The sequence below is a fragment of the Streptococcus infantis genome, assembly GCF_047460825.1.
GTDB classification, from domain to species: domain Bacteria; phylum Bacillota; class Bacilli; order Lactobacillales; family Streptococcaceae; genus Streptococcus; species Streptococcus infantis_V.
The window spans coordinates 15,234-34,962 of the sequence record NZ_JASHFO010000022.1; the positions used below are offsets into that span (position 1 = coordinate 15,234).

General features: G+C 42.1%; 16 protein-coding genes and 3 pseudogenes. 7 read left to right on the forward strand and 12 right to left on the reverse strand.

Annotated elements, in window-relative coordinates; genetic code table 11:
* Nucleotides 1-81 precede the first annotated feature (81 nt).
* From QM911_RS07270 to QM911_RS07305, 8 genes are all read right to left on the reverse strand, one after another.
* The gene (locus QM911_RS07270; RefSeq protein WP_414313564.1) at nt 82-756 is read right to left on the reverse strand and encodes a rhomboid family intramembrane serine protease; all 675 of its coding nucleotides are present in this window, start codon (nt 754-756) and stop codon (nt 82-84) included.
* Nucleotides 740-1,279 (reverse strand): 5-formyltetrahydrofolate cyclo-ligase, encoded by a 540-nt coding sequence (locus QM911_RS07275; RefSeq protein WP_414313565.1) that lies wholly within the window; start codon nt 1,277-1,279, stop codon nt 740-742. Before QM911_RS07275 ends, QM911_RS07270 begins: the two co-directional genes overlap by 17 nt.
* A 3-nt stretch (nt 1,280-1,282) precedes the next feature.
* Nucleotides 1,283-2,413, reverse strand: coding sequence for an N-acetyldiaminopimelate deacetylase (locus tag QM911_RS07280; RefSeq protein ID WP_414313566.1), 1,131 nt, complete (start codon nt 2,411-2,413; stop codon nt 1,283-1,285).
* Between the two features lie 61 nt (nt 2,414-2,474).
* Nucleotides 2,475-3,173 carry a 2,3,4,5-tetrahydropyridine-2,6-dicarboxylate N-acetyltransferase gene (gene dapD / locus QM911_RS07285; RefSeq protein ID WP_414313567.1) on the reverse strand — a complete coding sequence of 233 codons (699 nt, stop codon included), beginning with the start codon at nt 3,171-3,173 and terminating at the stop codon, nt 2,475-2,477.
* Nucleotides 3,174-3,257: 84 nt separating this feature from the next.
* Entirely contained in the window at nt 3,258-4,169 is a 912-nt protein-coding gene (locus QM911_RS07290) for a DMT family transporter (RefSeq protein ID WP_414313568.1), read from the reverse strand.
* A gap of 193 nt (nt 4,170-4,362) precedes the next feature.
* A complete protein-coding gene (gene pbp1b / locus QM911_RS07295; RefSeq protein WP_414313569.1) occupies nt 4,363-6,849 on the reverse strand; it encodes a penicillin-binding protein PBP1B in 2,487 nt (828 codons plus the stop codon).
* 148 nt (nt 6,850-6,997) lie between these two features.
* Entirely contained in the window at nt 6,998-7,897 is a 900-nt protein-coding gene (gene galU / locus QM911_RS07300) for a UTP--glucose-1-phosphate uridylyltransferase GalU (RefSeq protein ID WP_061863489.1), read from the reverse strand.
* Nucleotides 7,898-7,918: 21 nt separating this feature from the next.
* Nucleotides 7,919-8,935 carry an NAD(P)H-dependent glycerol-3-phosphate dehydrogenase gene (locus QM911_RS07305; RefSeq protein WP_414313570.1) on the reverse strand — a complete coding sequence of 339 codons (1,017 nt, stop codon included), beginning with the start codon at nt 8,933-8,935 and terminating at the stop codon, nt 7,919-7,921.
* A 256-nt stretch (nt 8,936-9,191) separates the two neighbouring features.
* Here QM911_RS07305 and leuS point away from each other — a divergent pair, with 256 nt between their 5' ends.
* The 6 genes and pseudogenes from leuS to QM911_RS07335 form a co-directional block, all read left to right on the forward strand.
* Nucleotides 9,192-11,693 (forward strand): leucine--tRNA ligase, encoded by a 2,502-nt coding sequence (gene leuS / locus QM911_RS07310; protein WP_414313571.1) that lies wholly within the window; start codon nt 9,192-9,194, stop codon nt 11,691-11,693.
* A 430-nt stretch (nt 11,694-12,123) separates the two neighbouring features.
* Nucleotides 12,124-12,771 carry a DUF4352 domain-containing protein gene (locus QM911_RS07315; RefSeq protein ID WP_414313572.1) on the forward strand — a complete coding sequence of 216 codons (648 nt, stop codon included), beginning with the start codon at nt 12,124-12,126 and terminating at the stop codon, nt 12,769-12,771.
* Nucleotides 12,772-12,887: 116 nt separating this feature from the next.
* Complete coding sequence (locus QM911_RS07320; RefSeq protein ID WP_414313573.1) at nt 12,888-13,310, forward strand: GNAT family N-acetyltransferase; 423 nt, start codon at nt 12,888-12,890, stop codon at nt 13,308-13,310.
* Between the two features lie 180 nt (nt 13,311-13,490).
* Nucleotides 13,491-14,489, forward strand: coding sequence for a Holliday junction branch migration DNA helicase RuvB (gene ruvB / locus QM911_RS07325; protein ID WP_414313574.1), 999 nt, complete (start codon nt 13,491-13,493; stop codon nt 14,487-14,489).
* Nucleotides 14,470-15,042, forward strand: coding sequence for a nucleotidyltransferase family protein (locus tag QM911_RS07330; RefSeq protein ID WP_414313575.1), 573 nt, complete (start codon nt 14,470-14,472; stop codon nt 15,040-15,042). The genes ruvB and QM911_RS07330 overlap by 20 nt, the downstream gene beginning before the upstream one ends.
* Nucleotides 15,043-15,534: 492 nt before the next feature.
* Nucleotides 15,535-15,774: pseudogene (locus tag QM911_RS07335) on the forward strand (accessory Sec-dependent serine-rich glycoprotein adhesin); the annotation flags it as partial.
* Between the two features lie 95 nt (nt 15,775-15,869).
* Here QM911_RS07335 and QM911_RS07340 read toward each other — a convergent pair.
* Complete coding sequence (locus tag QM911_RS07340; protein ID WP_414313576.1) at nt 15,870-16,052, reverse strand: hypothetical protein; 183 nt, start codon at nt 16,050-16,052, stop codon at nt 15,870-15,872.
* An 864-nt stretch (nt 16,053-16,916) separates the two neighbouring features.
* Entirely contained in the window at nt 16,917-17,147 is a 231-nt protein-coding gene (locus QM911_RS07345) for a hypothetical protein (protein WP_414313577.1), read from the reverse strand.
* Between QM911_RS07345 and QM911_RS07350 the strand changes: the two are divergent.
* Nucleotides 17,134-17,664: pseudogene (locus QM911_RS07350) on the forward strand (hypothetical protein); the annotation flags it as partial. The gene QM911_RS07345 and the pseudogene QM911_RS07350 overlap by 14 nt on opposite strands.
* 26 nt (nt 17,665-17,690) lie before the next feature.
* On the opposite strand, the gene QM911_RS07355 reads toward QM911_RS07350, so the two are convergent.
* Complete coding sequence (locus tag QM911_RS07355; protein WP_414313578.1) at nt 17,691-17,849, reverse strand: hypothetical protein; 159 nt, start codon at nt 17,847-17,849, stop codon at nt 17,691-17,693.
* Nucleotides 17,850-17,882: 33 nt separating this feature from the next.
* Nucleotides 17,883-19,729, reverse strand: a pseudogene (locus QM911_RS07360) (hypothetical protein); the annotation flags it as partial.

Here is a 19,729-nt window from a genome sequence, read left to right on the forward strand (position 1 = left end):
CTTTTCAGAGTTTCTTTTATATATGAGATTAGTGAATTAATCTTTGTTTGAAAATAAAGATACTCCCTAAATGAGACTAGCTTATAACAAGCCCACAAGAAGCATCAAGGCTGATAAAGCAATAAAGGCTAGGGTTGCTAGACCACGTTGGCCTGGGCTGTAAATCTTCCGTTCGCCTCGGACTGGGAAGACGACAGCTAGTAATGCACCACCGACAGCTCCACCTACGTGTCCAGCAAGGCTGATGCCAGGCATTAAAATACTTCCTACTAGGTTGATGACCAAGAGGGAGAGGTAGGATTGACCGAGCTGTTGAAGATAGGGATTGCGTGAGGCATAACGGAGAACGACAATAGAAGCGAACATACCATAGAGGGCAGTTGAAGCACCAACAGTAATGGCATTGGGACTAAAAACGAGGACAAAGAGATTTCCCATCATACCTGATAGAAGGTAGATAAAGAAAAACTGTTTAGAGCCAAAGATTTGCTCCATCTGACGTCCCAAGAAGTAAAGGGATAGCATATTGACTAAAAAGTGCTCCAAGCCAATGTGGACAAAGGTTGCTGAGAATAGGCGCCAGATTTGTTCAGGCATGGCCTTGATTGCTGGGGGATAAACAGCTCCGAATTTATACAAGGTGGCTGCGCTTGTGTAATTGAAACCACTAGTTAGAAACATGAGTATAAAAACCAGGGTTGTCACGAGTAGAAAGAAGCTCGTGGCAGGATACCGACGATCAAAAATTTCTTTCATAGATGAGTACCTCCTCAACGGGAATATCGTGTGGATCAGGATGAAAGTCTTGAATCTGACAAGGGAAGATGGTGCTAATGCTGTGGCCTGAGAATTGCTCTAAGTAGCGGTCGTAGTAGCCACCACCATAGCCAACCCGATAGCCAGAAGGATTGAAAGCTAAACCAGGAACATGGATCAAGTCAATCTGAGACGGCTCAAAGACAATAGCTTCCCCCTGTGGTTCAAGAAGTCCAAAAGAATTTCTTTCGAGTTTCTCTGGTTCATAGAGCACCAAGTCCATTTTCCCATGTGGATAGGTTTTGGGAACGAGGATAGTCTTCCCATCTTTTTGAGCTTGTTCGATGAGTTCAGCTGTCTGAAATTCATGAGGAAAAGACAGGTAAGTAGCGATGGTTTTTGCTTCCTTATAAAAAGGATGTTGAAGGAGCCGCTCTGTGAGCCAATCGTTCATGCTCTGCTTTTCTTCCTTGGATAGAGACTTAAGTTCTTGCAAGACCTGCTTGCGTAGGGCTTTTTTCATTGTTTACTCCGCAGCTTTCTTGGCTAAAAAGCTTGATACAGCCTCAACACCGACAGCCAGAGCTTCTTCCTTAGGACTCATCTGTGGATGGTGAAGAGCATAGGGACTATCAATTCCAAGCCAGAACATGACACCAGGAACCTTTGATAGAAGATACCCAAAGTCTTCTCCTGTCATGGCAGGTTCGATGTCGATTAGTTCAATTCCCTCTTTTTCATCAAAGAAGGTCATCAATTCACAGGCTAGTTCAGGGTTGTTTTCGACTGGTAAATAACCTCCCTGCTTGAGTTCAACTTCCACATCCATATCAAAAGCAGCTGCGACACCTTCAGCGATAGCTTTGATACGTTTTTGAACCAAGAGGCTCATGCTGTGTGTGAGAGCTCGAATGGTTCCATGCAAGAAAGCTGTATCAGCGATGACATTATTGGTTGTACCTGCTTGAAAAACACCGAAAGTGACAACAGCTCCCTCGATAGGATCGACATTACGGCTGACAACAGACTGAACTTGAGTCACAAAATAGCTAGCTGCAACCAGAGCATCGTTTGCTTCATGTGGAAAGGCAGCGTGTCCTCCTTTACCCTTAAAGCGAATCTTAACTTCGCATGTTCCTGCAAAGAGTGTATGGGTATTGGTCGCAATTTGTCCAACTTTTAAGTCCGGACGAACATGAAGTCCATAGAATTGGTCAGGCAACCAGTCGCCAAAAGCATTATCTTCATACATGAGCATACCACCTGCTTCATTTTCTTCCGCAGGTTGGAAGAGAAAGAGGAGGTTGTTTTTTGGTTGGTTTTCTAAAGCACGTTCAAGACTTCCAAGTGCAATGGTCATGTGAAAGTCGTGCCCACAAGCATGCATGCGATCTGGATGTTGAGAGGCAAAAGGAAGACCAGTTTGTTCAACAATTGGGAGTCCGTCGATGTCTGTTCGCCAACCGATGGTACGTTCTGGGTGACTTCCCTGCAAGTAAACTAAAATACCTGTTCGCCAGGTACGAATCTGAACAAAATCCTTACCAGCTGTTAATTTCTCAATAACATTGAGTAAATAAGCGTGAGTCTTGAATTCTTCTAAACCAATCTCAGGAATTTGGTGAAGATCGCGTCGAGTTTGAATCAAATCTAACATAGTTAATTTCCTTCTATTGATACGATAAAGAGGCTGGAAATATTTCCGCCTCTGTTACTAATTACAAGGTGCGAAGCGCATCTTCTAGCGCTGTTTTTTGTTGGGTTTGGCTATCGATTTCTTTGATAACACGAGCTGGAACGCCTGCTACCACAACATTTTCTGGAACATCTTGAGTGACGATGGCTCCTGCTGCAACAACAGAACCACTACCGATTTGAACACCTTCGATAACCACAGCGTTAGCACCGATGAGAACATTGTCACCGACACGAACAGGCTCAGCACTAGCTGGCTCGATAACGCCTGCAAGAACAGCACCTGCACCAACGTGGCTATTTTTACCGACAATAGCACGTCCGCCAAGGATAGCTCCCATATCAATCATAGTGCCAGCACCGATTTCAGCACCGATATTGATAACAGCACCCATCATGATAACAGCGTTGTCACCAATCTCAACTTGGTCACGGATGATAGCGCCTGGCTCAATACGAGCATTGATATCACGTTTATCAAGAAGAGGTACAGCAGAGTTGCGAGCGTCTTGTTCAACAACATAGTCTTTGTTTTCTGTAAGTCCTTCAAGAAGTGGAGCGATATTTTTCCAGTCTCCAAAGAGAACATTTCCAAGCTTGATAACAGAAGCAGGGATAGTTCCAGCAAGTTGCCCCTCAAAGGTCACTTTTACACTTGTCTTTTTCTCAGCATTTGCGATAAATTGGATAATTTCTTGCGCATTCATTTTTGTAGCAGTCATAGGTGTCTCCTCACTCTTTGTAATGCTTACTATTCTACCAAAAAAGGCTTCAATTTTGAAGCCTTAAGTGTTAAAAGAAGGTGTTTAATTCTTGGATTTAGATTCTTCAATGGACAAGAAAATCATAGGAACGATAATCAAAATCATGGCTAGTACCAAGAAAACATCCAGAACCATGCCAAGGAAAAGGACACTGAGGATAGCAGAAGATAGAGGTTCGCTTGCGCTAACGACCGACACCACCAATGGGGAAACGAGAGAGACAGCCTTCATCGATAGGAAAAAGGCAAAGGCAGTTCCCAAAAAGGCAATAGTCAAACAAATACAGATACTGATGGCATCAACCTGGAAGCTAATCTTATAAACGGGGTAGAGAAAATTACTAAAAAGTCCAGCGATAATCATTCCCCAGCCAACAGTTGGCACAAAACCGTATTTTTTAGCGAAACGTTGGGGTAAGATGACATTGAACATGACGCCTAGGGCACTGAGAAGTCCAGTCAGTAAAGCAAGAGGAGTGATGGATAGCTTAGACAAATCGCCTTTGGTAGCCATCAAAAAGACCCCAAGCATAGCAGTCAGAACATAGAAGATCGCTTTTTTAGAAGCTTTTTTCTTGTAGATAATGCGGTTGTAGATAAGAATGAAGACAGGACTGATAAATTGGAGGATGGTTGCAGTTGTAGCGTTGGAGTACTCCACACAGAGATAAAAGAAAAATTGTACGGAGAAGATCCCTAAGATAGCATAGGCGAGAAAAGGAAGGTAGTTGTTTCGATTTTTCCAGATCTCGAAGAGCTGGAACCGGATTTTTATACTAGATAAGATGATTACGAAACTACCTGCGACGAGTAGACGCATAGAAGTAATCCACCCTGAAGAGACTTGATAATGTGAAAAAAAGTACTCTCCTAAGATTCCACAGATCCCCCAGATCAAGCCAGATAGGAGAGAATAAATGGTTCCCTTAAAAATATTTTTTTGATAGTGATTCATGTTGCTATTGTACCATGAAATGAAAAAAGAAAAAAGAGAGTGGAGAAAAATCATTTCTTTCCTACTCTCAATAATTGTGACGTTTATACTCAATGAAAATCAAAGAGCAAACTAGGAAGCTAGCCGCAGGCTGTACTTGAGTACGGCAAGGTGAAGCTGACGTGGTTTGAATTTGATTTTCGAAGAGTATTAGTTAGCGCCGTTGATTGCTGCTTCTGTTATTGGAACTTGAGCTATTATTACTGTTCCCGTTATTATTACGATTGTTATTGTTTGATGAGGAAGAAGATGCTTTAGGCAGACTTCCTAAAATGGTGCTCCAAGCACTTTGGTAGTCTGAATCGCTTCCACCAATAGCGAATTTATAAGTGGTAGTTGGCGCGCCAGCTTGGTTTGCCCAGTAGCTAGTCACCGTTTCTCCGTTTAGATTAATTTCTTTCCCATTGATAGTCACCTTTCCTGGCTTTTGACCAGTTGATTTGAGGACTTGAGATGAAGTGACACTTGAATCAAGGTTGAATCGTTCTGTCCCCCAAGCAGAAGGAGCTGCTTTCTGAATGGCATTTACCAGATGAGCCATGTATTTTGCATTGCGGTAGTAAGCTCCCTTGGCTAGAGAGCTGTTGTCATCATGTCCGACCCAGCCTCCAAGGGTTAATCTTGGAGTAGAGACCATTAGCCACATATCCCCTTCTTCATTGGTTGTACCAGTTTTTCCGATCCAGTCAGCACCTGCTAGACTGGAATTGATAGAAGCCAGATCCGTTTGGAAGCTTGTAGTGACTCGGGATGAAAGTACATCTCTTAATAGACTCTGCATAATGGTTGCAGTGGCTTTAGAGTAAACTTGAATGGGTTTAGCTTGATGTTCATAGAAAACCTCACCACTCGTTTTCTCAATTTTAGAGATCATGTATTTCTTATGATAGGTACCATTGTTAGCGAGCGTTTGGTAACCATTGGTATGCTGGGCTACAGTAACTTCAATTCCTCCTCCCATAGGAAGACTTTCAATGCCATATTCTGGGATTTCATAGCCCATTTTTTCCATATAAGAACGGACATCAACCCCTTTTTCACGGAGCATTCGGTAGGTCCAGTAGGCTGGGATGTTCCAAGAATAGTTCAGAGCTTCTTTAAGATCTATCATGGCTGTTCCAGGACTGTTGACATGCATGATCGGAGTTCCGTTAGAGAAGTTTGTTGGATAGTTAGAGAGGATGCTAGCACTTCCCATAAGCCCTTGGTCGATAGCAATACCGTAGGCCAAGAGTGGCTTAGTAGTAGAGGCAGGAGAACGCTTGGTATCAAAGGCGTGATTGTTTTGATTGGTCTGATAATCTCGTCCACCTACAAACCCTAAAATCGCCCCAGTTTGATTGTCCATCAAGACATTCCCAACTTCAGGTTGACCCGAGCTATCATTTAGAAGGTATCCGTAGTTAGTTACGGCATTTTGCATAGCAGTATGAATCGTTTTATCGATGGTAGTTGTAATACGGTAACCACCGTTTTGGATTTCTTTTTCGGCCAATTCTTGATAAGATTTTCGGATAGATTCGTTCTGTAGTTCTTGGTCAGAAACATTGTCCTTTTGTACCAGATAATCATACATAATCTTGGTAGCCTCATCGAGCGCAGTGAAGTAGAGGAAGCCTTTAGAGGTAACGCTAGCATTTTCTGATGGCAAGAAATCTTGCTTAATGTCATAAGCCTTGTAGGTTTCATAGTCTTCCTGGCTGAGGACTCCTGTTCGATACATATTGTAGAGAACATCTTTGGAGCGCTTAATACCGAGTTCAATATCTTCTTCGCTCTTCATCTCACCAGTAGATTCATAAGGTGAGTAGGAAATAGGGCTCTGTGGTAAACCTGCTAGGAAAGCCGCTTGAGGAATGGTTAGTTTGCTTGCATCCACCCCAAAAATCCCTTTGGCAGCTTGTTCAACACCTGCAATATTTTGTCCCTTGTTATTGCGTCCAAAAGGTGCAACGTTGAGGTAGGTGGTTAGGATTTCGTCCTTGCTCATGGCTCTTTCCAAGGCTAAGGCATACACGATTTCACTGGCTTTACGAGCAAGCGTAGGAGCATCCCCAACTACTTGTTGTTTGATGAGCTGTTGTGTTAGGGTAGATCCCCCACTGGAAGAACCAAGTCCGATGAAATTTCCTAGACTAGCACGGATAATAGCTTTGGGGACAATACCATTGTGCTCTTCAAAATGCTCATCCTCAGTTGCAACGATAGCTTGCTTGAGATTATCTGAAATAGCGTCTGATGACACAGATGTCCGAAGGAGGTCATTTTCGATAGCGCTAATCATGGAACCATCTGCATAGCGGATTTCAGAGATGGATGAAACATTATTGACCTGCTTGATTAAATCTTCTGTTTGAGGGACACTAACCTGGTCAAAGAGAGAAACAGCATAACCCAAGGCAATCCCTGTTCCAAGGAGACCGCCAATAAAAGCTAGGATGAAAAGTGTGTTAAAAGTTGCTTTTATTCCAAGTAAAATCTTGGCAAATAAAGTCCAAATATCGAATGGTGCTTGCGTTTGCTTTTTCTTCTTAGAATTTTTTCCACTCTTTTTCTTTGTATTCATTTTAGAAATTGTTAATTTTAGAGACCCAAGTAAGGCCAGTCCTTTTTGTTTGATTCTTGTTACATGTTTGTTCATAGAATTCCTCACTCTTTATTATTATACCATAAAAGCATCTCTTGCAAAAAATTAGGCTTAGAACAGGGCTTTGGATAGGGCTTGGGTCTTGAGATTTAGACATCAAAAAAGCCAGATTTAAGCTAAATCTGACTGTTTGATAAATTGTTTATTTTTCTCCTGAAAGTTCTTTTCCAAGATCAATCAAGTAGTCCTTCAAGTGGTCTTTGACTTGTGGATGTTTAAGAGCGTACTCGATGGATGTCTTCATAAATCCAAACTTGTCTCCGACATCGTAACGTGAACCTTTAAACTCACGAGCAAATACTCGTTGGGTTTTGTTAAGTGTATCGATAGCGTCTGTTAGTTGAATTTCATTTCCTGCACCAGGTTTTTGACTTTCGAGGATACCGAAAATCTCAGGTGTGAGAAGGTAACGACCGATAATAGCTAAATCACTTGGTGCGTCTTCAGGTGCTGGTTTTTCAACGAAGGTTTCAACACTGTAAAGACCGTCATTTCCTTCACCCTGAGGAGCGATAACACCGTATGAAGAAACTTCTTCGTGTGGGACAGGCATTACGGCGATAGTAGAAGCGTGAGTCTTCTCATAATCATTCATGAGCTGCTTGGTCAATGGAACAGCTTTGTCATCAGTGATATCCATGAGGTCATCTCCAAGCATAACCACAAAGGGTTCGTTTCCAACGAAAGCTTTGGCTTGTAAGACGGCATCTCCGAGTCCACGTGGGTGTGTTTGACGGATGAAGTGAAGACGCATACCAGTTGTTTCGTCAACTAGTTTCAAAAGGTCGGTTTTTCCTTTTTCCTTGAGGTTGTATTCTAGTTCAAAGTTTGAGTCGAAATGGTCTTCGATAGAGCGTTTTGACTTTCCTGTTACCACAAGAATGTCCTCAATTCCAGACTTAAGAGCTTCTTCAACGATGAACTGGATGGTTGGTTTATCGACGATTGGCAACATTTCTTTGGCCAAGGCTTTGGTTGCTGGTAGGAAACGAGTTCCAAGTCCTGCAGCAGGGATAACGGCTTTTCTAACTTTTTGCTTCATGAGCATCCTTTCTAACGGTGACTAAGACCATTCGTTCTCTGCCTTGAACTCATTGCTCATGAGTTCAGAAACGGCATCCTTAATATTAACATTTTCATAAATAACTTGGTAAATGGCTTGGGTGATAGGCATATAAACTCCTAGCTCTTGTGCTAATTCGTAAGCAGCTTTGGTTGTTGAAATTCCTTCAATGACCATTCCCATATTTGCTTCAATATCTGCCAAGGCTTCGCCACGCCCAAGAGCATCTCCTGCACGCCAGTTACGTGAGTGGACAGAAGTTCCGGTGACGATTAAATCTCCAACCCCAGAAAGTCCACTGTAAGTTAATGGATTTGCTCCAAGTTTAACCCCCAGACGGGTAATTTCTGCCAGACCGCGCGTGATAATAGCAGCTTTTGCATTATCCCCGAATCCAAGTCCATGAAGGGCACCTGCACCAACAGCAATAATATTTTTAAGAGCACCAGCTGTTTCCACTCCGATAACATCTGTATTGGTATAAAGGCGGAAGTAGTGGTTACTAAAGAGTGTCTGAACATATTGAGCAGTTTGTAAATCCTTGGATGCAGCCGTAATCAAGGTAATGTCGCGTACAATCGTTTCTTCCGCATGGCTAGGACCAGATACAACCACAATCTCACTACGTAACTCTTGAGGGATTTCTTCTTCAAGAATGGTTGAAAGACGTTTGTGGCTATTGGGCTCGAGACCTTTTGAAGCATGCATGACCACCACTTTATGATCCAAAACAGCAGCCACTTGTTGAGCTACCAATCTGGTCACCTTGGTTGGCACCACAAATAAGACAGCATCAACACCCTTCAAGGCTTCTGCCAAATCATGATAGGCTACAATTTTTTCGTCTAATACAGTATCCTTAAAATAGCGTTTGTTAGTATGTTGTGTATTGATTTCATCAATTTGGTCAGGAATATTTCCCCAGATACGCACTTGGTGTCCGTTGTCATTAAGAACTTGTGACAGCGCAGTACCCCAAGAACCAGGCCCTAAAACAGCGATGGTTTGTTTGTCCATATTTTCCTCCTTCTGAGAAAGCACTTTCCTATATTCTACCATAAAAAGCCCTATCTTGCATCTATATAACTAGCTAAGAATTCTACTATTATTAGGATTTTGTATTCATTGGATAAAATTTTTAGATAGATTTTCAAGAAAAAGCAAATAAAGCACTTAATTTTCAAAGTGGATATCATTCAAAACCAATAAAAGAAGAGCACTATTCTTCTAAAAAATGGTATAATAGGAGCATCACGAAAATTGGAGAGACGCTATGAGTTTTTACAATCATAAAGAAATCGAGCCTAAGTGGCAAAAATACTGGGCTGACCATCACACTTTTAAGACAGGAACAGACGCTTCAAAACCTAAGTTTTATGCGCTTGATATGTTCCCTTACCCATCTGGAGCGGGTCTTCACGTAGGACACCCAGAAGGCTACACAGCGACTGATATCCTCAGCCGTTTTAAACGTGCGCAAGGCTACAATGTCCTTCACCCAATGGGATGGGATGCCTTTGGTTTGCCTGCTGAGCAATACGCTATGGATACAGGGAATGACCCAGCGGAATTCACAGCAGAAAACATTGCCAACTTCAAACGCCAAATCAATGCGCTTGGATTCTCTTACGACTGGGACCGTGAAGTCAATACTACAGATCCGAACTACTACAAGTGGACGCAATGGATTTTCACCAAGCTTTACGAAAAAGGCTTAGCCTATGAAGCTGAAGTGCCAGTAAACTGGGTTGAAGAATTGGGAACAGCCATCGCCAACGAAGAAGTTCTTCCAGATGGAACATCTGAGCGTGGTGGCTATCCAGTTGTCCGCAAACCAATGCGCCAATGGATGCTTAAAATCACGGCCTATGCAGAGCGCTTGCTGACTGACTTGGATGACCTTGACTGGCCAGAGTCTATCAAGGACATGCAACGCAACTGGATCGGTAAATCAACAGGTGCCAATGTCACCTTCAAAGTGAAAGGAACTGACAAGGAATTCACCGTCTTTACCACTCGTCCTGATACTCTTTTTGGAGCGACCTTCACTGTTTTAGCTCCTGAGCATGAACTGGTAGATGCCATCGTAAGTGCGGAACAAGCTGAAGCCGTAGCAGACTACAAACATCAAGCTAGCCTCAAGTCAGACTTGGCTCGTACAGACCTTGCCAAGGAAAAAACAGGAGTTTGGACGGGTGCTTATGCTATCAACCCTGTAAACGGCAAAGAAATTCCAATCTGGATTGCCGACTATGTTCTTTCTAGTTACGGAACAGGTGCTGTTATGGCTGTGCCTGCCCATGACCAACGTGACTGGGAATTTGCCAAACAGTTTGGCCTTCCAATCGTAGAAGTACTGGAAGGTGGAAACGTAGCAGAAGCTGCCTACACAGAAGACGGTCTTCATGTCAACTCTGAATTCTTGAACGGTCTTAACAAAGAAGATGCTATTGCCAAGATTGTAGCTTGGTTGGAAGAAAAAGGTTGTGGTCAAGAGAAGGTGACTTACCGTCTCCGCGACTGGCTCTTTAGCCGTCAACGTTATTGGGGTGAACCAATCCCAATCATTCATTGGGAAGATGGAACTTCAACAGCTGTTCCTGAAAATGAATTGCCACTTGTCTTGCCAGTGACCAAGGACATCCGCCCTTCAGGTACTGGTGAAAGCCCACTGGCTAACTTGACAGACTGGCTTGAAGTGACTCGTGAAGATGGCGTTAAAGGTCGTCGTGAGACGAATACTATGCCACAATGGGCGGGTTCAAGCTGGTACTACCTTCGCTATATCGACCCACATAACACAGATAAATTGGCTGATGAGGACCTCCTCAAACAATGGTTGCCAGTCGATATCTACGTGGGTGGTGCAGAGCATGCCGTGCTTCACTTGCTTTACGCTCGTTTCTGGCATAAATTCCTCTATGATATCGGTGTCGTTCCAACCAAAGAACCATTCCAAAAACTCTTTAACCAAGGTATGATCTTGGGGACTAGCTACCGTGACCACCGTGGGGCTCTTGTAGCGACTGACAAGGTTGAAAAACGTGACGGTTCCTTCTTCCACGTGGAAACAGGAGAAGAGTTGGAACAAGCACCAGCCAAGATGTCGAAATCCCTCAAGAACGTGGTCAACCCAGACGATGTGGTGGAACAATACGGTGCTGATACTCTTCGTGTCTATGAAATGTTCATGGGACCACTCGATGCTTCGATCGCTTGGTCAGAAGAAGGTCTGGAAGGAAGCCGTAAATTCCTTGACCGTGTTTACCGTTTGATTACAAGTAAAGAAATCGTTGCGGAAAACAATGGCGCTCTTGATAAGGTATACAATGAAACCGTTAAATCTGTTACTGAGCAAATCGAGTCTATGAAATTCAACACAGCCATTGCCCAGCTCATGGTCTTTGTCAACGCAGCTAACAAGGAAGACAAACTCTATGTGGATTACGCCAAAGGCTTTATCCAATTGATCGCTCCATTTGCGCCTCACTTGGCAGAAGAACTCTGGCAAACAGTGGCAGCAACAGGTGAGTCTATCTCTTACGTAGCTTGGCCAACATGGGACGAAAGCAAATTGGTTGAAGATGAAATTGAAATCGTCGTCCAAATCAAAGGAAAAGTCCGTGCCAAACTCATGGTTGCGAAGGACCTTTCACGCGAAGAATTGCAAGAAGTGGCTCTGGCTAACGAAAAAGTTAAGGCAGAGATCGATGGCAAGGAAATTGTGAAGGTGATTGCGGTACCAAATAAATTGGTTAACATTGTTGTGAAATAAGGAATTTATTTGCTTATTTGCAACCTCAAACAGTTCCCCAAACTGTTTGAGCCAACTAAATTCGTGAATATTGTCGTTAAATAACGAGTTTATTACCCCTATCTGCCACCTTCAATAGTCCACTGGACTATTGAAGCCAACTAAATTGGTTAATATTGTTGTGAAATAAAAAATGATAAGTCTTCAAAGTTTTACTTTGGAGACTTTTTAAGTTTAATATTTAGAGTAGAATAATTAGCCTAGAGTAAACCTTATTTTGAAAAAAATATTATTTTTATGCAAGCTTGCTTTTTAAAATATTTAGGTAAGAAATATATAAAAAATGATACTGTTAATAAAAATTAAAAATTACATTTTATTCAAAAATGCTTTTTTTTTTTAGGAAATATATTATAATAGTTTAAAATAAAAACATTAAAGGAGATTTCTTATGGCTAAGAAAATCAAAGATGAAAATGGGAACGTTTATGTGAAAAAAACGCCTTTTTATAAAAAATGGTGGTTCATATTAATAATTGTGCTTATTGCATTTGGTGCTATTAAGGGAGGAAGTGGCACCAATTCATCGAAACAGTCAACTTCATCCAATTCAAGTACTCAAGTAACAACATCAGAAGAAACAGTTGAGAAAAAGGCATCAGAAGAAACTAAAAATACAGAAGATGCAACTAAGGCAGAGCATAAGATTGGAGAAATTGTCAAAGTTGGGGATGTTGAATATATTGTGAATTCGAAATCCTTATCTCAAAATGTTGGCGGAGAATATGGAAAAACTGCCAACGGTATTTATTTAATTGTGAATGTAACAGTAAAAAATACTGGTAAAAAATCTATAACAGTTACTGATGATTTCTTTAAACTTTTAAAAGGTGATACGGAGTATGCAACAGATGGTGCAGCTGGTTTGTATGCAAATGAAGAAGCAAAATTCTTCTTATCAGAATTAAATCCTGAAAACAGTATCACAGGAAATGTAGTATTTGACTTAAGTAATGAGACTGCAAATGCTTCAGGTTTACAGTTACAAGTACAAACAGGTATTTGGGGAACTCAAAAAGGGAAAATCAGTCTAGATTGATAAAATAGTAAAAAATGCATAAGTTCAATTTTGTTACATTGATTTTATGCATTTTTTGATTCTTATTTACTTTTATGCTATTATCAGTAAATGAGAATTCTGGTGGAGGTAAGAAAATGATTTGTATTAGAAATCAACAGTTAGTTGCTTTAGATGACGTTTTACATCTCTATCAGGCAGTTGGTTGGACAAACTATACCAATCAGCCACAGATGTTGGAGCAGGCCTTGTCTCATTCGCTAGCGACTTATCTTGCCCGTGATGGTGAGAAAATCGTTGGTTTAGTGCGTTTGGTTGGAGACGGATTTTCATCCGTTTTTGTCCAGGATTTGATTGTTTTGCCTAGCTATCAGCGCCAAGGAATTGGTAGTAACTTGATGAAAGAAGCCTTGGCTGACTATAAGGATGCCTACCAAATACAACTAGCGACTGAACAGACAGAAAAAACCTTGGGTTTTTACCGTTCTCTGGGGTTTGAAAACTTATCTACTTATGATTGTACAGGAATGATTTGGGTGGATCGAAAAAAATTAAAATAATTTTTTTATCTTAAGTTAACTTTAAGTTTACTCATGTATCATGTAATCATTAAATAAAGACCTCCTAACTTTATTTAATAGAAATCCTAAACTTTTCTTTTTCATAATAATCTCCCTAATGAAGCCACCAAATTCGGTGGCTTTTTTGTTTGTAGGCTGGATTTTTGCTATAATAGGAACATGAGTAGAATTTTAGATAATGAAATCATGGGCGATGAGGAGTTGGTAGAACGTACCCTCCGTCCCCAATATTTACGTGAATATATCGGTCAGGACAAGGTCAAAGATCAGCTTCAAATCTTTATCGAGGCAGCAAAAATGCGTGATGAGGCACTGGACCATGTTCTTTTGTTTGGTCCTCCAGGTCTCGGGAAAACAACCATGGCTTTTGTCATTGCCAATGAATTGGGAGTCAATCTCAAACAAACGTCAGGTCCTGTTATCGAAAAAGCTGGTGATCTGGTAGCGATTTTGAATGACTTGGAGCCAGGAGATGTGCTCTTTATCGACGAGATTCATCGCTTGCCTATGTCAGTAGAAGAGGTGCTTTACAGTGCTATGGAAGATTTCTACATCGACATCATGATTGGCGCAGGGGAAGCTAGCCGTAGTGTTCATCTAGACTTGCCACCTTTTACCTTGATTGGTGCGACGACACGAGCAGGAATGCTGTCAAATCCTCTTCGTGCACGTTTTGGGATCACTGGTCACATGGAATACTATACCTATGATGACTTGACAGAGATTGTCGAGCGGACGGCAGATATTTTTGAGATGGAAATCACTCATGAAGCAGCTTCGGAGTTAGCTTTACGTAGCCGCGGGACTCCTCGTATCGCCAATCGTCTTCTCAAGCGCGTGCGCGACTTTGCGCAGATTATGGGCGATGGCTTGATTGATGATGTGATTACGGATAAGGCTTTGACCATGCTGGATGTAGACCATGAAGGTTTGGACTATGTGGACCAGAAAATTCTTCGCACCATGATTGAGATGTACGGTGGAGGTCCTGTCGGTCTAGGAACACTTTCTGTTAATATCGCGGAAGAACGTGAGACGGTTGAGGATATGTACGAACCTTACCTAATCCAGAAAGGCTTTATCATGCGAACTCGTTCAGGTCGGGTCGCGACAGCTAAGGCATATGAACATTTGGGGTATGAATACATTGAAAAATAAGGCTGAAATTTTAGATTCTTTCAGAGAAAATCCTGATATGATGGCTATTCTGACTATCATCCGTGACTTGGAATTAAATGATTCCTGGTTGGCAGCAGGTTCGGTCCGAAATTTTATCTGGAATCTCTTGTCAGATAAGCCAGTTTTTGATCGTGAAACGGATGTGGATGTGATTTTCTTTGACCCAGATGTGAGTTATGAAGAAACGCTGGCTATAGAGAACAAGTTGAGAGAAGATTTTCCCCAGTACCAATGGGAATTAAAAAATCAGGTCTATATGCACCAACACAGTCCCCATACGCCTCCGTATAGAAATTCCTGCGATGCCATGAGTAAGTATCCAGAGCGTTGTACGGCAGTAGGACTTCGCTTGCAAGCTGACGCAACTTTGGAATTCTTTGCGCCTTATGGTTTGGAGGATATTTTGAACTTTCAGGTTCGTCCAACTCCTCATTTTTTAGAAAATCAAGACCGAATGAAGCTCTATCAAAAGCGTTTATCCAAGAAAAATTGGCGAGAAAAATGGAAAAATCTCACATTTAAAAATACTTAAGGAAACTTTAAGATAGGAGCTGTATACTTATCTCGTAGGTTACGAAAAACATAACTTATACTCCTAAAACTTTTTCAGATTAATCTCCCTATAAAAAATGAAGTCGCCCAATCAGGCGGCTTTTTTGTTGGGTCGTAAAAACGCTATATTTGTGTACAATTCTCTCGTCTATATTATTTACGTCTGTAAAAACAGGTGTAATCACATATTTCTAAAAAACAAGAATCTTATAATATGTTTTGTTCTACATATATAGAAAGAGAGTCTGGTTGCTAGTATTAATATATATTTTTGTTAAAATGTTTGGACAAGAGGGGTGAAAGTGTGCTATAATAAAGTATTTTAAAGAACAATCATATCTGAATTTTCAAACAAAATAACATCTGTTAATATATTTAGTAAAAGAGACGGAATCTCAAATAGAAGACGGATTTATAGTTTGATTGTTTTGATGGTTTGTTTTTTAGAAAAAATGAACTAAAGGAGAAAAATATGCTTTTTAGACGTCAGGAAGGACGATATAGAGAAACAGACCGAGTAACGAGGTATAAATTGATCAAGGCAGGGAAACATTGGCTTCGAGCATCTACCTCTCTTTTTGGTTTGTTCAAGGTTCTTCGTGGTGGTATTGACACAGCACAAGTTACAACAGAAGTCGTTGAAGATCGTGTTTCAACATCCCTAACTGGGCTTGATATCCTCAAGGGGATAGCTGCTGCAGGAACGGTCATAGGTGGAGGGATTGCAACTCAATCTCATGTCTATGCCAATGAACAAGTTGCTGTAGAGAAGGTGGTTGATGGAACTGATACCCTAGTCAATTCGGATCAGGTTGTTTTAGGAACTGTAGATAAGGATGGTGAACAACAAGCTTCAGTTTCAACATCTACTTCTATTAGTGAGAGTGTTTCAACATCAGTTTCTACTAGTGTTTCAACAAGTATCTCTGCATCAGTTTCAACGAGTGTCTCAACATCGGCATCGACGAGTGCATCTGAATCAGTAAGCACCTCAACATCTACTAGTGTATCAGCTTCTACAAGTACATCGACATCTGCAAGTTCAACGGTAAGTAATTCGCAGACTGCAAATGTGGATACACCACAAACGGAAAGTCAAGTAGAAGCTAGCGAAAATAATGACCAACAAACGGATGTTCAGAGGGAAGTAGTCACTCCAACACTTGATGGTAAAGTAGCGCTTGCTAATACTCTTTCTAAAGTTGAAAATGTAAACCTTAAGCAAGGTGAGGTGACAACTACTGCGACTGCAGCTATTGCTGCTACAGTTGATTCGGAAGCGACAGCTAAAAAGACAGAAGAAGAACGCAAAAAACTAGCGAAGCTTTCCGCTGAGATGGGAGAATATCTTGCAAAAGCCGTAGACTTGCCAGATACGGACTCTGTGATTCTCAAAGTTCAGAATGCGACTATTGAAATTGAAAATGCACTGAAAGATCCAAGTGCAGACCTTACTGAAGTTATTAAAACAGCAACATCAGCACGCAATTCGATTGTTAATGCTGTTATAAGAGCAAATTCAGGTCAACGTGATAGCCGTAATGGCCAAGCTATGCCGACAGGAGTAGATCTAAGAGGGTTTGTTAACAGAACAAATTTAGGTCAGGTTACTAGTTCAGCGATTGAATCAGGTACTTTTAACTCTGACACGCGTGAAGTCGTTTGGCATATCAATATGACATCACGTGCGCCATTGAACTATGCGGGTCTTATTGCTCAAGTTGATGCTAACACTAAAATCACAAGAGCTACATACAATGGCCAAGAAATGGAGCTACGCAATAACTCAAACAATGAGTATGTTTTTACCTTTAGACATGATCAAAATAGAAACCTTGAAGGTACAATTCTTGTTTATGCTACTGTAAGCGATAGCTCAAAGACAGCTACGCTGCAAGCCCAGGTCGGTACAAGTAGTTGGCCAGTTGATGGAAGTGGCACATCGGGGAATTTTTCTAAAGCTGTAAGTAGTCCCGTTAAGACAGGACCGAAGACTACAACGCCTGAAAAACCAGTGAATCCAAGTGTTCCAGGTAATTCTACACAAACGGATGAAAAACCAACTGTTACCATGCCATCACGCATTGAGGTATACAATGATGATGCAGTAAACTATAATATTGTCTTCAATGACGACAAAGGCTTACGAGATTTTTGGGCCAATCCAAACAATCCAATTATTACAGGATTGACGGGAACAAATTTCCCAGGGGACTATGGTTTCGGTACAGCGCAAAAGAATAATAAAGGTCAAACGGTTGGGGTCGTTTTTAATAATAAAACATGGACTACAAATGTTTATGGAACTGTTGGAAGAAGTGGGAACACTTGGAAACCTGTGACACCTGGTGAATATACTGTTGAATACCAAGCTAGTGATTATCCTGGAATTCAGTGGGGGAAAGCAACTACAACATTTGTTATTAAAGGATTTAATGAACGTCAAGATCCTGTTAGTGGTGCGACAGTAGGTGTTAAAAACCCTTCATCACTAACACAAGAAGAAAAGAATCAAGTTCTTGAAAACTTTAAACAGGCCAATGCAAGCATCCTTTCTAACACAGACTATAAAAAAGGTAACGAAATTGGTTCGCTTGCTATATCTGATAGTGGTGTAATTACAATTACTTATCGAGATAAGACAGTGGATACTGTCCAAAGTAGCCTGAAGGATTTAACATCTGAAAGCATATCGCTTAGCAACTCTATTTCTACAGCTGTGAGCCAAAGTGCCTCAACGAGTGCGTCTAAGTCAGCGTCGACAAGTGCAAGCACATCAGCAAGCACAAGTGCATCAGCGTCAGCCTTAACAAGTGCGAGTCAAAGTGCCTCAACAAGCGCCTCAGAATCTGCCTCAACAAGTGCATCTAAGTCAGCGTCGACAAGTGCAAGCCAAAGTGCCTCAACAAGCGCGTCTAAGTCAGCGTCGACAAGTGCAATCCAAAGTGCCTCAACAAGCGCCTCAGAATCTGCCTCAACAAGTGCATCTAAGTCAGCATCAACGAGCGCCTCAGAATCTGCCTCAACAAGTGCATCTAAGTCAGCCTCAACAAGCGCATCTAAGTCAGCGTCGACAAGTGCAATCCAAAGTGCCTCAACAAGCGCGTCTAAGTCAGCCTCAACAAGCGCATCTAAGTCAGCGTCGACAAGTGCAATCCAAAGTGCCTCAACAAGCGCCTCAGAATCTGCCTCAACAAGTGCATCTAAGTCAGCCTCAACAAGCGCCTCAGAATCTGCATCAACAAGTGCATCTAAGTCAGTATCAACAAGCGCATCTAAGTCAGCGTCGACAAGTGCAAGCCAAAGTGCCTCAACAAGCGCGTCTAAGTCAGCGTCGACAAGTGCGAGCCAAAGTGCTTCAACAAGCGTATCTAAGTCAGCGTCGACAAGTGCAATCCAAAGTGCCTCAACAAGTGCATCTAAGTCAGCGTCGACAAGTGCAAGCACATCAGCAAGCACAAGTGCATCAGCGTCAGCCTTAACAAGTGCATCTAAGTCAGCCTCAACAAGCGCGTCTAAGTCAGCGTCGACAAGTGCAATCCAAAGTGCCTCAACAAGCGCGTCTAAGTCAGCGTCGACAAGTGCAATCCAAAGTGCCTCAACAAGCGCGTCTAAGTCAGCGTCGACAAGTGCGAGCCAAAGTGCTTCAACGAGTGCGTCTAAGTTAGCGTCGACAAGTGCAAGCCAAAGTGCCTCAACAAGTGCATCTAAGTCAGCATCAACGAGCGCCTCAGAATCTGCCTCAACAAGTGCATCTAAGTCAGCTTCAGCAAGCACGTCAGCATCAGCAAGCACGTCAGCTTCTGAATCAACATCAGCATCAGCAAGCACATCGGCTTCAGCAAGCACATCGGCTTCAGCAAGCACATCGGCTTCAGCAAGCACGTCAGCTTCAGCAAGCACATCGGCTTCAGAATCAAGATCAACTTCTGAATCAACATCAGCTTCTGAATCAACATCAGCATCAGCAAGCACATCAGCATCAGCAAGCACATCGGCTTCAGCAAGCACATCAGCTTCAGCAAGCACATCAGCATCAGCAAGCACGTCAGCTTCAGCAAGCACATCAGCTTCAGCAAGCACGTCAGCATCAGCAAGCACGTCAGCTTCTGAATCAACATCAGCTTCTGAATCAACATCAGCTTCAGCAAGCACGTCAGCATCAGCAAGCACGTCAGCTTCAGCAAGCACATCAGCATCAGCAAGCACGTCAGCTTCTGAATCAACATCAGCATCAGCAAGCACGTCAGCTTCAGCAAGCACATCAGCTTCTGAATCAACATCAGCTTCAGCAAGCACATCAGCTTCTGAATCAACATCAGCTTCAGCAAGCACATCAGCTTCTGAATCAACATCAGCTTCAGCAAGCACATCAGCTTCAGCAAGCACATCAGCTTCTGAATCAACATCAGCTTCTGAATCAACATCAGCTTCAGCAAGCACATCAGCTTCAGCAAGCACATCAGCATCAGCAAGCACATCAACTTCTGAATCAACATCAGCTTCTGAATCAACATCAGCATCAGCAAGCACATCAGCATCAGCAAGTACATCAGCTTCAGCAAGCACATCAGCTTCAGCAAGCACATCAGCTTCAGCAAGCACATCAGCATCAGCAAGCACGTCAGCTTCAGCAAGCACATCAGCTTCAGCAAGCACATCAGCTT

Coding starts and splice junctions, on each gene's coding strand:
- QM911_RS07270 (WP_414313564.1), bottom strand. CDS start 756: ATGAAAGAAATTTTTGATCGTCGGTATCCTGCCACGAGCTTCTTTCTA.
- QM911_RS07275 (WP_414313565.1), bottom strand. CDS start 1,279: ATGAAAAAAGCCCTACGCAAGCAGGTCTTGCAAGAACTTAAGTCTCTA.
- QM911_RS07280 (WP_414313566.1), bottom strand. CDS start 2,413: ATGTTAGATTTGATTCAAACTCGACGCGATCTTCACCAAATTCCTGAG.
- dapD (WP_414313567.1), bottom strand. CDS start 3,173: ATGACTGCTACAAAAATGAATGCGCAAGAAATTATCCAATTTATCGCA.
- QM911_RS07290 (WP_414313568.1), bottom strand. CDS start 4,169: ATGAATCACTATCAAAAAAATATTTTTAAGGGAACCATTTATTCTCTC.
- pbp1b (WP_414313569.1), bottom strand. CDS start 6,849: ATGAACAAACATGTAACAAGAATCAAACAAAAAGGACTGGCCTTACTT.
- galU (WP_061863489.1), bottom strand. CDS start 7,897: ATGAAGCAAAAAGTTAGAAAAGCCGTTATCCCTGCTGCAGGACTTGGA.
- QM911_RS07305 (WP_414313570.1), bottom strand. CDS start 8,935: ATGGACAAACAAACCATCGCTGTTTTAGGGCCTGGTTCTTGGGGTACT.
- leuS (WP_414313571.1), top strand. CDS start 9,192: ATGAGTTTTTACAATCATAAAGAAATCGAGCCTAAGTGGCAAAAATAC.
- QM911_RS07315 (WP_414313572.1), top strand. CDS start 12,124: ATGGCTAAGAAAATCAAAGATGAAAATGGGAACGTTTATGTGAAAAAA.
- QM911_RS07320 (WP_414313573.1), top strand. CDS start 12,888: ATGATTTGTATTAGAAATCAACAGTTAGTTGCTTTAGATGACGTTTTA.
- ruvB (WP_414313574.1), top strand. CDS start 13,491: ATGAGTAGAATTTTAGATAATGAAATCATGGGCGATGAGGAGTTGGTA.
- QM911_RS07330 (WP_414313575.1), top strand. CDS start 14,470: ATGAATACATTGAAAAATAAGGCTGAAATTTTAGATTCTTTCAGAGAA.
- QM911_RS07345 (WP_414313577.1), bottom strand. CDS start 17,147: ATGCGTGATGGCATGGTAACAGTTGGTTTTTCATCCGTTTGTGTAGAA.